Here is a 14,959-nt window from a genome sequence, read left to right as displayed (position 1 = left end):
TTTCAAGCATCGGTTTCAAGCATCGACCCCTGTCAGGCATTCAACGAATTAGGAGAATTTCTTTAGGAGAACGTCGTGCCAAAGGTGGGAATGGAACCGATACGCCGCCAGCAGCTAATTAACGCGACCATGGCAGCCATTGATGAAGTCGGCCTAGCCGAGACCACTGTGATGCGCATTGCGCGTCATGCGGGCGTTTCAGCAGGCATTATCAGCCACTACTTTGGCGGTAAAGATGGCCTGTTGGAAGCGACCATGCGGCAAATCCTGACCGACCTAACCACGGCTGTTGCGGTGCGCCGCCATGCATTAGAAGACAACTCTCCCCGCGCCCATATCGGTGCCATTATTGAAGGCAACTTTGATCGCACGCAGGTCACCGGCCCCGCCGCCAAGACTTGGTTAGCGTTCTGGGCCAGCAGCATGCACAAACCGATGCTGCAGCGGTTGCAAAACGTCAACGACCGCCGTCTTTATAGCAATTTATGCCACCAGTTCCGGCGTGTAATGCCCCGCTTAGAGGCCCGTAACGCCGCCCGAGGTTTGGCCGCCATGATTGATGGGCTGTGGCTGCGCGGTGCACTGACACCAGAAGGCCTTGATGCTGAAGAAGCGCGTTTTCTTGCCCACGCCTATCTCGACCAGCTTTTTGCTCACTATGGATGCCAATAACTCACATCCAACATTTACCGTAAATTTTTTATCTTATTAAAGGAGTCCTACATGGCCGCTCAAGACGTACAGCCACTCTATATTGATGGTCGCCAGGTAGACGCCACTTCAAGCGACACGTTTACCGTTACTAACCCTTTTGATGGCAGCCTGTTGGCTACTATCGGCCAAGCCAGCCAAGCCGATGTTGATTCAGCCGTTGCCGCCGCCCAACGTGGCCAGCGCGAGTGGGCCGCGATGACCGGCATGGAGCGTTCGCGCATTATGCTGCGCGCCGTTGCGCTATTAAGAGAACGCAACGACGAACTTGCCGAACTGGAAACCCGCAATACCGGTAAGCCAATCAGCGAAACCGCTAGTGTCGATATCGTCACCGGCGCGGATGCGTTGGAGTACTACGCTGGTTTAGCCCCCGCTATTGAGGGCAGCCAAATTCCCCTGCGCGATAGCTCCTTTGTGTATACCCGCCGCGAACCGCTGGGTGTGATCGGCGCGATTGGTGCCTGGAACTACCCGATTCAAATTGCCTGCTGGAAAGCTGCCCCAGCGCTGGCTGCAGGCAACGCGGTGGTGTTTAAGCCCAGCGAAGTGACCCCGCTAACCGTGATGAAATTAGCAGAAATCTTCACCGAGGCAGGCCTTCCCAATGGCGTCTTTAACGTGGTGCAAGGCGACGGCCACGTAGGCGCAATGCTAACCGGGCACCCCGGCATCGCCAAAGTATCATTCACCGGCGAAGCGGGCACCGGTAAAAAGGTCATGGCTGCCGCTGCGAGTTCCACATTAAAAGACGTCACCATGGAACTGGGCGGCAAATCACCTTTGATCGTGTTTGCAGATGCGGATCTGGATCGCGCGGCCGATGCCGCCATGATGGCCAACTTCTACTCCAGCGGCCAAATCTGCACCAACGGCACGCGGGTGTTTGTTGAGCGCAGCGTTAAAGAGGCTTTTGAAGCCAAGCTGGTAGAGCGCGTTAAGCGTATCAAAGCAGGCGACCCCATAGACCCAAGCGTTAACTTTGGCCCGCTGGTCAGCTTCGAGCATCAAGAGAAAGTGCTCTCTTATATTGCCCTGGGCAAAGAGCAAGGCGCTCGCTTGCTGGTAGGTGGCGACGACTGGAACACTGGCAGCTTTGCCAATGGCGCCTGGGCGGCTCCTACTGTATTCACCGACTGCACCGACGATATGCGTATCGTTCGCGAAGAGATCTTCGGCCCGGTGATGTCGGTGCTCGCCTTTGATGACGAAGCGGAAGTTATTCGCCGCGCCAATGACACCACCTACGGCCTTGCCGCGGGTGTCTTCAGCGAGAGTTTGAACCGCGCTCACCGCGTGATTCACCAGCTGGAAGCGGGTATCTGCTGGATTAACACCTGGGGCGAATCACCCTCTGAGATGCCGGTAGGCGGCTACAAAGAGTCTGGTATTGGTCGTGAAAACGGCATCGAGACGCTTAATCACTATACCCAAACCAAGTCCGTACAGATTGAAATGGGCCCGTTTGAGTCAGTGTTTTAAGGAGTTTTTATGTCCCAACCACGCGAATTTGATTACATCATTATCGGTGCAGGCTCGGCCGGCAATGTGCTTGCGACACGCCTTACCGAAGACAGCAGTGTCAGCGTACTGCTGTTAGAAGCGGGCGGCCCTGACTATCGCCTTGATTTTCGGACTCAAATGCCCGCCGCCTTAGCGTTCCCATTGCAGGGCAAGCGCTACAACTGGGCATTTGAAACCGACCCCGAACCGCATATGGACGGCCGCCGTATGGAGTGTGGCCGTGGCAAAGGCCTGGGTGGCTCCTCGTTGATTAACGGCATGTGCTATATCCGCGGCAATGCACTCGATTACGACAACTGGGCCAAGCAGCCCGGCCTTGAAGATTGGGACTACCTAAGCTGCCTGCCCTACTTCAAGAAGTGCGAAACCCGCGACATCGGCGCCAACAGCTACCACGGTGGCGACGGCCCGGTCAGCGTGACCACACCTAAAGACACTAATAACCCGCTTTATCGCATTTTTATTGAAGCGGGCAAACAGGCGGGCTACCCGGAAACCGAAGACGTTAACGGCTACCAGCAAGAAGGCTTCGGCCCCATGGACCGCTTCGTCACGCCCAAAGGCCGCCGCGCATCCACAGCTCGGGGCTACCTGGATACTGCCAAACAGCGCCACAACCTCACTATTGAAACCCATGCCGTCACCGATGTTATTGAGTTTGAAGGCAAGCGTGCAGTGGGTGTTCGCTATGAACAGAAAGGCGAAAAACAGCAGGCCTACGCCCGTCGTGAAGTGCTGCTGTGCGGTGGCGCTATTGCTTCCCCACAGATTCTTCAGCGCTCAGGCATCGGTAATCCGGAACTGCTCAAAGAGTTCGGTATCGAAACGGTTTACGCCCTTCCCGGTGTAGGTGAAAACCTCCAGGATCACCTGGAGATGTACATCCAGTACGAGTGCAAAGAGCCGATTTCGCTCTACCCAGCGCTGAAGTGGTACAACCAGCCCAAAATTGGCGCCGAGTGGCTGTTCAACGGCACCGGCGTGGGCGCCAGCAACCAGTTTGAATCCTGTGGTTTTATCCGCAGCCGCGATGAAGAAGAGTGGCCCAATCTGCAGTACCACTTTCTGCCCATCGCCATCAGCTACAATGGCAAAAGCGCGGTACAAGCCCACGGCTTCCAGGCCCATGTTGGCTCTATGCGCTCGGAAAGCCGCGGCCGTATTCGCGTAACCTCGAAAGACCCACACGCCGCGCCAAGCATCCTGTTCAACTACATGGCCAAAGAGAAAGACTGGCAGGAGTTCCGCGACGCCATTCGCCTCACCCGCGATATCATCGCCCAGCCAGCGTTCGATAAATACCGCGGTCGCGAGATAGCGCCAGGCCCCGACGTGCAGTCGGATGCCGAACTCGACGCCTTCGTCAAACAGCACGCCGAAACCGCCTACCACCCCTGCGGCAGCTGCCGGATGGGCAACGACGATATGGCCGTCACCGATGGCCAGGGCCGCGTCCATGGGATTGAAGGCCTGCGTGTGGTCGATGCCTCACTCTTCCCGGTAATTCCCACCGGCAACCTGAATGCCCCCACCATTATGCTGGCCGAGAAAATCGCCGACCGCATCAAAGGTCACGAACCACTGCCCCGCGCCAGCGTTGACTACTATGTAGCTAACGGAGCACCGGCCAAACGCGCCTGAACATTTACTCCGTTTACCACTCCAAACGCCATGGCTTGCCGCCATGGCGTTTTTTTTATGAGCACAGCGCATTTGCAGCGTTAAACATGGCTAAATACTTGCACGAGGCGGCTTCCATCTGCCAATATTCAAACAAGTGTTCGATTAACGGTTTTATTGCCGCTCCCGAATCAGCTTTATCTAACAACAGCTGGCCAGCAGTAAAGGCCAACAACAGAGAGAGACTCTATGCTCACCCTACTCCTTATCGTGCTCGCCATTGCTGGCTTGCTCGTCGTAATGCGTCGCGAAGCAGGTGCCCCCGCGGCACTAGCGGTGCTTGGCGTATTGGGCCTTGTTGGCCTGCTGTTTGACGCGGAAGTGATTGGTGTCCTGCTGCTGATTGGCGCAGCTGCCGTGGCAGTGGCTGGCCTGCCCGCATTTCGTCGCAAGTGGCTCACGCCGCGCCTGTTCGCCACCTTTAAAAAAGTTGCTCCCAAGGTTTCCGCCACCGAGCGAACGGCTCTGGAAGCAGGCAGCGTTTCTTGGGACGGCGAGCTATTTTCAGGCAAGCCCCAGTGGGAAAAGCTGCTCGCCTTTAAAGACGACGGCCTGCGCGACGATGAAAAAGCCTTCTTGGCCAATCAGTGCGCCAAAGCCGCTGGCATGTGCAATGACTGGGATATCGCCCAAGAGCGCGCCGACCTGCCCCAGCAGCTGTGGGACTTCCTGAAAGCAGAAGGCTTCTTCGGCATGATTATTCCGAAGGAGTACGGCGGACTTGGCTTCTCAGCCAAAGCGCAGTCCATGGTGCTGCAGAAGCTCTCCGCCAATGAAACCCTGATGGTCACCGTAGGTGTGCCCAATTCCCTCGGCCCTGGTGAGCTACTGCTTAAATACGGCACCCAAGAGCAAAAAGATCACTACCTGCCGCGTCTCTCCGACGGTCGTGAAATCCCCTGCTTTGGCCTCACCGGGCCCCGTGCAGGTTCTGATGCCACGTCGCTGCCCGACACTGGCGTGGTGTGTAAGCAAACCATTAACGGCGAAGAAGTACTTGGCCTGCGCCTTAACTTCGAAAAACGCTGGATCACTCTGGCGCCCATTGCCACCGTGGTCGGCCTTGCCTTTCGTCTGTTTGACCCGGAAAAACTGCTCGGTGACGAAGAAGATCGCGGTATTACCCTGGCGTTAATTCCCCGCGATACCGACGGCATGGAAATCGGCCGCCGTCACCACCCCATCGGCAGCCCGTTTATGAACGGCCCGATCATTGGTAAAGATGTCTTTGTACCGCTGGATACCATCATCGGTGGCCCAGACATGATCGGCCAAGGCTGGCGGATGCTGGTGGAGTGCCTCTCGATCGGCCGCTGCATCACGCTGCCATCAGGCGCTACCGGCACCGCACGCTATGCCCTAGGCTGGAGCGGCGGCTTCACCCGCGTTCGTCGTCAGTTCAATGTGCCGGTGGCCGAAATGGAAGGTGTGCAAGAGCCCCTCGCTCGCATGGCGGCGCTTGCGTATATCTCCCAGGCCACCGTGTATCAAACTGCCAACATGATCGATCACGGCGAAAAACCCGCTGTGCCTTCGGCGATTCTGAAAAGCCAGTTGACCGAGTTTCAGCGCGTCATCCTTAGCGACGCCATGGACGTTCACGGCGGCAAGGCGGTGACCCTCGGCCCGCGTAACTACCTGGGTATCGGCTACAGCGCCAACCCAGTAGCGATTACCGTGGAAGGCGCCAATATCATGACCCGCAACCTGATGATCTTTGGCCAGGGCGCGATCCGCTGCCACCCTTACGTGCTTGACGAATTGGCGGCAAAAGACGCTAACGATATGCAGGCGTTTGATAAAGCGTTCTTCGGCCACGCGGGCTTAATCTTTGGCAACGCGGCGAGGGCCTTTACCCTCGGGTTTGGCATCGGCAAAGCCAGCGTACCCTTCGATGGCCCCGCAGCAGCCTATGCCCAAGATATTGCCCGTCTCTCCGCCGGCTTTGGCCTGTGTGCCGATGCGGCAATGGCGAGCCTGGGTTCAGCGCTGAAAAAACGCGAAATGATCTCTGCGCGGCTGGGGGATGTGCTCTCTAACCTCTACCTCACTTCCATGGTGCTCAAGCAGTGGCAGGCAGGCAGCAAGGTAGAAGGCGAAGAGGCGCTACTGCACTACAGTTGTCGTTTCCTGCTCCAGCGTGCCGAGCAGGCGTTTGTGGAGATTTTCGATAATCTACCCAACCGTGCGCTGGGCAAAACGCTCAACGCTGTCGTGATGCCTACTGGCCGCCGCTGGAACAAACCCCACGACGACCTGGCCCGCGATATCGCCCAGCGTGTTTCTACGCACAGCGCCCTACGCACCAAGCTGTTGGAAAACACCTGGGACAAGGACGACGGTGAACAGCGCAACCCGCTGGCGCGCTACAACGCCCTGCTGGTGGATTATGACCGCGCCGAGAAAATCTATCGCACCGTCAACAAGGCCTATGCCAAAGGCGAGCTACCGCAGACGGCGCTACACCCTGAAGCACGCGTTGAGGCTGGCTTGGAAAAAGGCTTGATCAGTGCTGAGGAAGCCGAGTTTATGCGCACCTTCGAGGCTGAAGTGCTAGAAATGCTCACCGTGGACGATTTCGCCTACGATGCCTTTGCCAAGAACAAATCCACACTGATCAATCACAACGCGACGCCAGCGCCTAAGCAGGAACAAGAAAACGTTAAGTAATACTTATTTTTCAAGGCGTTATCTGTAAAGAAAGCCGACTCTTTTGCCCAGGAGTCGGCTTTTTTGTGTTCACAATCTAAATTTTCACTTTCTACGCCTAAATGCGTAGTCCAATGGGCCAAAAACGCGTTGCAAGTTCGCAAACGATCAACTAGCCTTTCGTAAACGAAAACAATCTAGACTCTTCGATAATCCAATAACAACGACGCTAGCGAGATCGGCATGTCCTTACATTTGCAAAATATCGATCACATCGTTAACGGTGTGCCGCATATCAGCGGAATAGACTTGGCCCTTGAGCCAGGCTCTTTCAACGTACTGTTGGGTCGAACGCTGGCCGGAAAAACCACGTTGATGCGCTTAATGGTGGGGCTTGAGCCACCCACCCGCGGCAAAGTGATGATGGATGGCAAGGACGTCACGAACGTCTCAGTACGTAAACGCAATGTCTCCATGGTGTACCAACAGTTTATCAACTACCCCAGTCTTACCGTTTACGACAACATTGCTTCGCCACTCAAACTAGCCAAACAGCCTAAAAGCGAAATTGATAAGCGGGTTGGCGAAATCGCTGAAATGCTGCATATCGAGCAGCTGCTCAATCGTTACCCCCAGGAGCTTTCCGGCGGCCAGCAGCAGCGCACTGCCATGGGCCGAGCGCTGGTCAAAGACGCCGACTTGATTCTGTTTGATGAGCCGCTGGTCAACCTGGATTATAAACTGCGTGAAGAGCTACGCGATGAACTGCGCGAGCTGTTTAAAGCGCGTAACTGCATCGCCGTATACGCCACCACCGAGCCCAATGAAGCACTAGCGCTGGGGGGTAACACCGCGGTACTGCATGAAGGGAAACTGCTTCAATACGGCCCTACCGAGCAGGTCTATCGCGAACCTAATGGCCGCTTTAGCGCTGAAATGTTCTCCGAGCCGCCGATCAATATTGTTCCCGGCCAGCTTACCGAAAACGAAATCACCTTCGACCAATCGCTGCATTTTCCCTGCGATGATGGCCTCAAGCGCCTTAAACCCGGGGATTACGACTTTGGCGTGCGGGCGTCGCACCTTACGCTGCAGCCCCAGCAGACCGATGACCTGGCGCTGGATGTGCATGTAGATGTGGCAGAAATCAGTGGTTCAGAAACCTTCCTGCATGTTCATCACGAACGCTTTCCTCTCGTTCTGCACTTAGCGGGCATTCACCAGTTTAGTGTTAATCAACCCCTGAAAGTGTACTTCCCTACGCACCAACTTTACGCCTTCGACAAGCAGGGCCATACGGTACATATTCCCGCACGTCAGGGAGGAGCTGCCCATGGCTGAGATTACTCTAAAGGGCCTGGCCCACTCCTACGAAAAAACGCCCAAGGGTGCGGCGGATTACGCCATCAGACAGATGGATCACGTATGGCATCAAGGGGGCGCCTATGCCCTGTTGGGCCCTTCTGGATGCGGTAAATCGACCCTGCTGAACATTATTTCTGGGCTGCTTGAGCCCTCAGAAGGTGACGTGCTGTTTGATGGTCAGCGAGTCAATGAGCTGCCCCCTGAAGAGCGCAATATTGCCCAGGTGTTTCAGTTCCCGGTGATCTACGACACCATGACGGTATTCGACAATCTCGCCTTTCCCCTGCGCAATATGAATACCCCCGAGTACCGGGTGAAACCCAAGGTGCTCGAAGTCGCCGATATTCTTGAGCTAACCCCGCTATTGGATCGCAAAGCCAAAAACCTGACCGCCGATGAGAAGCAGAAAGTCTCTATGGGCCGCGGTTTGGTTCGCGATGACGTCACGGCCATTTTGTTTGATGAACCGCTCACCGTTATCGACCCACAGCTTAAGTGGAAGCTACGCCGCAAGCTCAAAGAGATTCACGAGCGCTTTAACATCACCATGATCTACGTGACCCACGATCAGCTAGAAGCTTCCACCTTCGCCGATAAAATTGCCGTGATGTATGAAGGTCAGGTGGTGCAATTCGGCACGCCCCGAGAGCTGTTCGAGCGCCCGGCGCATACCTTTGTGGGTTACTTTATTGGTAGCCCCGGGATGAACTTTATGGCCGTCGAATTTAGGGACGATCAAGTCATGTTCGGCTCGCAGCCACTGCCGGTTAGTGGACAGATGAAGCACGCAGTCGCCAATGCTCGCTCGGCCAATATCAAGTTGGGTATCCGTCCCGAGTTTACGGCGATTTCTTCAAGCCAGACGGCTGATAACGTGCCCATTCTAGTGACCAGCGTTCAGGATCTCGGCACTTACTCCCTGCTGACCTTCAAGCTCAACGAGCAAACCTTTAAAGCCCGTCTGCCCGAAGGCCATCCGCCGGTAGGAGAAACGGCGTTTGCGCACTTCGACGCTGCCCATGTGGCGCTGTATATCGATGAATACCTGGTGGAGGCTGGCCATGAATAACAAAGTACCCAATAACAGAGCCTGGCTACTGGTGCTGCCCATGCTGGTATTGGTGGCATTCTCCGCCATCATTCCGCTAATGACCGTAGTCAACTACTCGGTGCAGGACGTGCTCGGCCCCAACGCACGCTTCTTTACCGGCACCGAGTGGTTTCAAAGCATGCTCAATGACGATGCGTTGCAGGCGGCATTTCTGCGCCAAATATCGTTTTCTCTGATTATTCTCGCTATTCAGATTCCGCTAGGAATCGGCATCGCGTTGATTATGCCCAAACGCGGTTGGCAGGCCTCGGCGGTGCTGATCCTGATTACCCTGCCGCTGCTAATCCCTTGGAACGTGGTGGGCAGTATTTGGCAAATCTTTACCCGCGGCGATATCGGCTTAATGGGCTGGGGCCTGCGCCAGCTAGGTGTCGAATACAATATTACCCGTAATGCGGGCGATGCCTGGGTAACGATCATTTTAATGGACGTATGGCACTGGACCCCGCTGGTGGCCATGCTGTGCTACAGCGGCCTGCGTTCAATTCCCGAAGCTTACTACCAGGCAGCGCGTATCGACCGGGCCTCGAAATGGGCGGTGTTCCGCTATATCCAGCTGCCTAAGCTGACCAACGTACTGGTGATCGCCGTACTGTTGCGCTTTATGCACTCCTTTATGATCTATGCCGAGCCCTTTGTACTAACGGGTGGCGGGCCGGGTAGCGCCACCACCTTCTTAAGCCAATCCCTGACCACCATGGCGGTCGGCCAGCAGGATTTAGGCCCTTCTGCAGCGTTCTCGCTGATCTACTTCCTGGTCATACTGCTGGTGAGCTGGGTGTTCTACACCACCATTATGAATATGCAGAAAGACAAACCGCCGCATGGAGGTGCTTAACATGAGCTATCAACTCGAAAACACCCAGCGCGGTGAAAAGTACAACACGATTTTTAGTAAGGTGTCACCGGCCAAGCGGCGTAACCGCACCGCCCGTGCCCACTGGCGCTCGCGCATCTTGCTTGGCCTGTATCTGGCGCTGATGATTCTGCCCATTTACTGGCTAATCAATATGTCGCTACAGACCAATAGCGAAATTCTTGGCTCCATGACCCTGTGGCCCCAGAACCTGACCTTTGATAACTATATCGGCATCTTCACCAACTCAAGCTGGTACATGGGCTACGTTAACTCGATGATCTACGTGGCGATGAATATGCTCATCACCATTTGCGTCGCGTTACCGGCGGCCTATGCCTTTAGCCGCTACACCTTTATTGGCGATAAGCATCTGTTTTTCTGGCTGCTGACCAACCTAATGGCGCCACCGGCGGTATTCTTGCTGCCCTACTTCCAGCTCTACTATTCGGTGGGCTTGTTTGATACCCACATTGCCGTCGCGTTGGCTCACTGCCTATTCAATATCCCCCTGGCTATCTGGATTCTGGAAGGCTTTATGAGCAGCGTACCTAAAGAAATCGATGAAACCGCCTATATCGACGGCTACAGCTTTCCGCGTTTTTTCGTCAAGATTTTTATCCCCATGATCCGTTCCGGTATCGGCGTCACGTTGTTCTTCCTGTTTATGTTCTCCTGGGTGGAACTACTGCTGGCACGAACGTTGACCGCCACTGATGCGCAACCCATCGGCATGATCATGACACGTACGTCCACAGCCTCGGGGATTGACTGGGGCACCCTGGCCGCTGCGGGGGTACTCACCATTATTCCCGGCATACTGGTGGTCTACTTCGTTCGCAACCATATCGCCAAGGGCTTCGCCCTGGGCCGTACCTGAGGAGATCCCACTATGTCTTGGATGGTATGGACAGTGCCCACCGCCATATTCTTTTCATCAATTGCGGCCATGCTGGCAGGTATGACGGTATGGGAGATTTTGTCGCCCACTATCGAGCGCAAAGGTTTCTTACCCATTGCCACCACTCGCGGAGATAGGCTGTTTATCGGCCTGCTCTCTGCCGCATTTATCCATCTGGGCGTGATTGGCTTCACCTCACTGTCCATTTGGATAGCACTAGCAGTATCAGCCATATGGCTGCTGGTTTTAATGCGCTGGGGCTAGCCCTTGGGGTCAGCTCTTGGGAATAGCCCTTGGGATCAGCCCTTGGGAATAGCCCTTGAGATCAGCCACCAGCGTTCAATCGGTATCAAGGACGGCCAAGCCATCAAGGAAGAACACAACAAAACGAGGTCAACATGCAAAAGCTCTACAATAAATCCAAACTGACTAAATCCACACTGACTAAGTTCAAACTGACAACCCTCGCTGCCAGCTTGCTGCTGGCATCGGGTACGCTGTCAGCGCAGGAGCAGGATACTCGAGCCATCGCTGAACGCTTGGTCGACGAGCACTTCCAAAACTCAACCCTGAGCCGCGAAGAGCAGATCGAAGAGCTGATGTGGTTTGCCAACGCCGCCGAGCCTTTCCGCGGCATGGATATCCAAACAGTGGCAGAGGGTCTCACGACTCACGTTTATGAGAGCGAGGTGCTTGCAGAAGTATTCAGCGAACTCACCGGCATCAATCTGACCCACAATATCATCGGTGAAGGTGATGTGGTGGACACCATGCAGAACCAGATGCAGTCGGGCAACAGCATCTACGACGGCTTCGTCAATGACACCGACGCCATCGGCACGCATATTCGTTATGGCACCACCATCAACCTGTCGGAAGCGATGGAGAACGAGTGGGCCGACTACACCCTGCCAACGCTGGATTTAGATGACTTTATTGGCCTGCAGTACGGCACAGGGCCGGATGGCAGCCTCTTTCAATTGCCCACTCAGCAGTTCGCCAACCTTTACTGGTTCCGCTATGACTGGTTCCAGCGCGAAGACCTGCAGGAGCAGTTCCGGGAGATTTACGGCTACGATTTAGGGGTGCCTACCAACTGGACAGCCTATGAGGACATAGCAGAGTTCTTTTCCGAACATGTGGGTGAAATAGACGGCACCAAGGTGTATGGCCATATGGATTACGGCCGCCGCGATCCGTCGCTGGGCTGGCGCTTCCACGACTCCTGGCTCTCTATGGCAGGTATGGGCAGCCCCGGCGTCCCTTCCGGTAACCCGGTGGATGACTGGGGTATCCGGGTTAACGAAGACAGCCAGCCGGTAGGCGCAAGCGTCAGCCGTGGTGGTGCTACCAACTCACCTGCTTCAGTATTTGCGATGCAAAAAGCGGTCGATTGGCTGCGTGACTTTGCCCCGCCTGAGGCACAAGGTATGACCTTTGGTGAAGCCGGCCCCGTGCCTGCTCAAGGCCATATCGCCCAACAAATCTTCTGGTACACCGCCTTTACTGCGGACATGACCGACCCTGCGGTCGCTGTGACCGATGATGAGGGCAATCCGCTATGGCGCATGGCACCTTCCCCTACTGGGCCTTACTGGGAAGAGGGCATGAAAGTCGGCTATCAGGATGTAGGCGCCTGGACATTCTTCGACTCAACGCCGGAAGACCGTCGCACCGCGGCATGGCTGTTCGGCCAGTTCACCGTGTCTAAAACGGTGTCGCTGGAAAAACTCATGCACGGTTTAACGCCGATTCGTGAATCGGACATCTTCTCCGAGCAGATGACCAAAATGGCGCCCAAACTGGGCGGTCTGGTGGAATTCTACCGCAGCCCCAACGAGTCGAACTGGACACCTACCGGTACCAACGTACCTGACTATCCACGCATGGCGCCGCTGTGGTGGCAAAACCTGGCGCCGGTCATGAGTGGTGAAGTTACGCCTCAGGAAGGTCTAGATAAGCTGGCAGCGGATATGGACAGCACCATGAATCGCCTGGCCCGCGCCAATGTCTTCGACAGCTACGCGCCATTGCTCAACGAGGAACAGGATCCACAGTATTGGCTGGATCAAGAGGGCTCGCCCAAACCCAAGCTGGATAATGAAATGCCGCAGGGCACCACCGTTCCTTACGATGAAATGATGAAAGCCTGGATGGAAGCCGGTACGCGCCAATAATCACCACGCGTAACGCTTGCAGGGCGGGCAACCGCCCGCCCTGTCAAGGGTTTCATTGGCGGCAGGCCATAGCACAACAGAAAACACCCACAGCAACAGGGCTATTTATTGGTTAATTGGATCCGCTATGAAACTGCGAAATAGAAACATTGAAAAATTACCTCACGAGACCTTTGATGCCCTGATTATCGGGGGCGGTATTAACGGCGCAGCCACAGCGGCGGCGCTGGCTGGCAAAGGCGCAAAAGTCGCGCTGATTGACCGCGGCGACTTCGCGGGCAGTACCAGCATGCACTCCTCCAACCTAGTGTGGGGAGGCATTAAATATATGGAAAGCAAGGATTTCGCGCTGGTTCGCAAGCTGTGCAAAAGCCGCAATCACTTGATTAAGAGCTACCCTTCCACGGTGCAGGAAATTCGTTTCCTGACCACTATTTCCAAAGGTTTCCGCCACTCACCTCGCTACCTGTGGGCGGGCACCTGGCTGTATTGGTTAATGGGCAATGGCTTCACGAAACTGCCGCGCCTGCTCTCGCCGAGCAAAATTAAGCAGCAAGAGCCGATTATTGATATCGAGGACTCCATTGGCGGCTTCGAGTACTCCGATGCTTACCTCCACGACAATGACGCCCGTTTTGTATTTAACTTTGTGCGCCATGCACTTAACTATGGCGCCATCGCTGCTAATTATGTCGAATCACTCGGCGCCGAGCGCGAGGGCGACCTATGGGTGACTAAAGCCCGCAACGTAATGGATGGCAGCACTTTCGATATACGTGCCAAGGTGTTGATCAACGCCGCCGGCCCCTGGGTCGATCAGCATAACGAGCTCACCGGCCAAAAGACCACCCACCATCACCTCTACTCCAAGGGCATCCACCTCATCGTTCCGCAGCTAACTGATTCTCAGCGAGTGCTGGCATTTTTCGCCGACGATGGCAGGCTATTTTTTGTTATTCCCATGGGTAACCGCACCTGTATCGGCACTACCGACACCCATATGGAGCATCCAGAAGTGGACGTTACCGCTGACGATATCGCCTTTGTGCTGGAAAATATCAATAAGCGCCTAACCTTAGCTAAACCACTTACCCAGAACGACATTATCTCAACCCGCTGCGGCGTTCGACCGTTAGCCATCAAAGATGACCAGGGTAGTGATCGCGACTTTCTTCAACTCTCCCGCAAGCATGTGGTCGATACCAACACCGAAAGCGCCCACATCAGCATCTTTGGCGGCAAGCTGACCGACTGTTTGAACGTTGGCGATGAGATTGCCGAAGAAATTAGCCACTTGGGCGTTTCACTGTCAGACCCCAATTTCATGTGGTACGGAGAACCCCCCAAGCCAGTGAAGCAGCAATTTATGGATCAAGCCAAGCGCATGAACCTGGATGCCATGACGGCCTCTACCTCGTCAGAGTTGCTCTCCACTCGGCTTTGGCGCCGCTACGCCGATCAAGCCATACAGATGCTTGAAAAAATTCGTCAGGATCCCGCTCAGGGAGAAATTTTAATCGAAGGCACTGAGTACATCCGCTGCGAAATTGAGCATGCCCGCGACCACGAAATGATCACCCAGCTTGAGGACTTCCTGCGCCGTCGCGCAAAAGTCTCACTGGTGGTACCTCACGAGCACTTACGCCAATCCACAGGCTTAAAAGAGGCATGCCGCGTACTATTTGGCGACGACGCTGACGAGCGTTTTAACCAATATTTTAAACAAAATCGCGATACTGCGTTACCGCCTAGTTCTTCAGTGGTTTAACCTCTTTATTGATTAAATATATTCAATGATTAAACATATTCAGTGAATAAACTTAAAAAGCCCCCTCATACCATGAACTGCACCCCAAAAGTTGGACACTCCTCCAACGATTGGGGTGTTTTTCATGACGAAACATAATGAAGAGTTCAAACTGTTAGTCGTACAGCGTTACACAGAAGGACAGCTGGGTTATAGGAGTCTGGCCAATCAGTACGGT

The 14,959-nt window shown here is 55.0% G+C and carries 11 protein-coding genes; all 11 read left to right on the top strand.

Annotation, left to right across the window (positions count from 1 at the left end; translation table 11 throughout):
* Positions 1-75 precede the first annotated feature (75 nt).
* The 11 genes from betI to J7J49_RS22110 all read left to right on the top strand — a co-directional run bounded on the left by betI (position 76) and on the right by J7J49_RS22110 (position 14,742).
* Positions 76-672, top strand: coding sequence for a transcriptional regulator BetI (gene betI / locus J7J49_RS22160; protein ID WP_205634132.1), 597 nt, complete (start codon positions 76-78; stop codon positions 670-672).
* A gap of 51 nt (positions 673-723) precedes the next feature.
* A complete protein-coding gene (betB, locus tag J7J49_RS22155; RefSeq protein ID WP_215095745.1) occupies positions 724-2,193 on the top strand; it encodes a betaine-aldehyde dehydrogenase in 1,470 nt (489 codons plus the stop codon).
* 9 nt (positions 2,194-2,202) lie between these two features.
* On the top strand, positions 2,203-3,876 hold the full coding sequence (betA, locus tag J7J49_RS22150) for a choline dehydrogenase (RefSeq protein ID WP_215095743.1): 1,674 nt from the start codon (positions 2,203-2,205) through the stop codon (positions 3,874-3,876).
* Positions 3,877-4,104: 228 nt separating this feature from the next.
* A complete protein-coding gene (locus J7J49_RS22145; RefSeq protein WP_215095741.1) occupies positions 4,105-6,585 on the top strand; it encodes an acyl-CoA dehydrogenase in 2,481 nt (826 codons plus the stop codon).
* Positions 6,586-6,807: 222 nt separating this feature from the next.
* Positions 6,808-7,905, top strand: coding sequence for an ABC transporter ATP-binding protein (locus tag J7J49_RS22140; protein WP_215095739.1), 1,098 nt, complete (start codon positions 6,808-6,810; stop codon positions 7,903-7,905).
* Positions 7,898-8,998 carry an ABC transporter ATP-binding protein gene (locus J7J49_RS22135; protein WP_215095737.1) on the top strand — a complete coding sequence of 367 codons (1,101 nt, stop codon included), beginning with the start codon at positions 7,898-7,900 and terminating at the stop codon, positions 8,996-8,998. Before J7J49_RS22140 ends, J7J49_RS22135 begins: the two co-directional genes overlap by 8 nt.
* Positions 8,991-9,878 (top strand): carbohydrate ABC transporter permease, encoded by an 888-nt coding sequence (locus J7J49_RS22130; RefSeq protein ID WP_064233048.1) that lies wholly within the window; start codon positions 8,991-8,993, stop codon positions 9,876-9,878. The genes J7J49_RS22135 and J7J49_RS22130 overlap by 8 nt, the downstream gene beginning before the upstream one ends.
* A 1-nt stretch (position 9,879) precedes the next feature.
* The gene (locus J7J49_RS22125) at positions 9,880-10,776 is read left to right on the top strand and encodes a carbohydrate ABC transporter permease (RefSeq protein WP_215095735.1); all 897 of its coding nucleotides are present in this window, start codon (positions 9,880-9,882) and stop codon (positions 10,774-10,776) included.
* A 12-nt stretch (positions 10,777-10,788) separates the two neighbouring features.
* A complete protein-coding gene (locus tag J7J49_RS22120) occupies positions 10,789-11,061 on the top strand; it encodes a DUF2160 domain-containing protein (protein ID WP_064233049.1) in 273 nt (90 codons plus the stop codon).
* A gap of 134 nt (positions 11,062-11,195) precedes the next feature.
* Positions 11,196-12,974: an ABC transporter substrate-binding protein gene (locus J7J49_RS22115; protein ID WP_215095733.1), complete on the top strand. Its 1,779-nt coding sequence runs from the start codon at positions 11,196-11,198 to the stop codon at positions 12,972-12,974.
* Between the two features lie 127 nt (positions 12,975-13,101).
* A complete protein-coding gene (locus J7J49_RS22110) occupies positions 13,102-14,742 on the top strand; it encodes a glycerol-3-phosphate dehydrogenase/oxidase (protein WP_215095731.1) in 1,641 nt (546 codons plus the stop codon).
* Positions 14,743-14,959 lie beyond the last annotated feature (217 nt).

This window comes from Halomonas sp. ISL-56 (genome assembly GCF_018612805.1).
Classification (GTDB): Bacteria; Pseudomonadota; Gammaproteobacteria; order Pseudomonadales; family Halomonadaceae; genus Vreelandella.
The sequence above is the reverse complement of the archived record's forward strand: the minus strand, read 5'-3'. Positions and strand labels throughout refer to the sequence as shown.

Coding starts and splice junctions, on each gene's coding strand:
- betB (WP_215095745.1), top strand. CDS start 724: ATGGCCGCTCAAGACGTACAGCCACTCTATATTGATGGTCGCCAGGTA.
- betA (WP_215095743.1), top strand. CDS start 2,203: ATGTCCCAACCACGCGAATTTGATTACATCATTATCGGTGCAGGCTCG.
- J7J49_RS22145 (WP_215095741.1), top strand. CDS start 4,105: ATGCTCACCCTACTCCTTATCGTGCTCGCCATTGCTGGCTTGCTCGTC.
- J7J49_RS22140 (WP_215095739.1), top strand. CDS start 6,808: ATGTCCTTACATTTGCAAAATATCGATCACATCGTTAACGGTGTGCCG.
- J7J49_RS22135 (WP_215095737.1), top strand. CDS start 7,898: ATGGCTGAGATTACTCTAAAGGGCCTGGCCCACTCCTACGAAAAAACG.
- J7J49_RS22130 (WP_064233048.1), top strand. CDS start 8,991: ATGAATAACAAAGTACCCAATAACAGAGCCTGGCTACTGGTGCTGCCC.
- J7J49_RS22125 (WP_215095735.1), top strand. CDS start 9,880: ATGAGCTATCAACTCGAAAACACCCAGCGCGGTGAAAAGTACAACACG.
- J7J49_RS22120 (WP_064233049.1), top strand. CDS start 10,789: ATGTCTTGGATGGTATGGACAGTGCCCACCGCCATATTCTTTTCATCA.
- J7J49_RS22115 (WP_215095733.1), top strand. CDS start 11,196: ATGCAAAAGCTCTACAATAAATCCAAACTGACTAAATCCACACTGACT.
- J7J49_RS22110 (WP_215095731.1), top strand. CDS start 13,102: ATGAAACTGCGAAATAGAAACATTGAAAAATTACCTCACGAGACCTTT.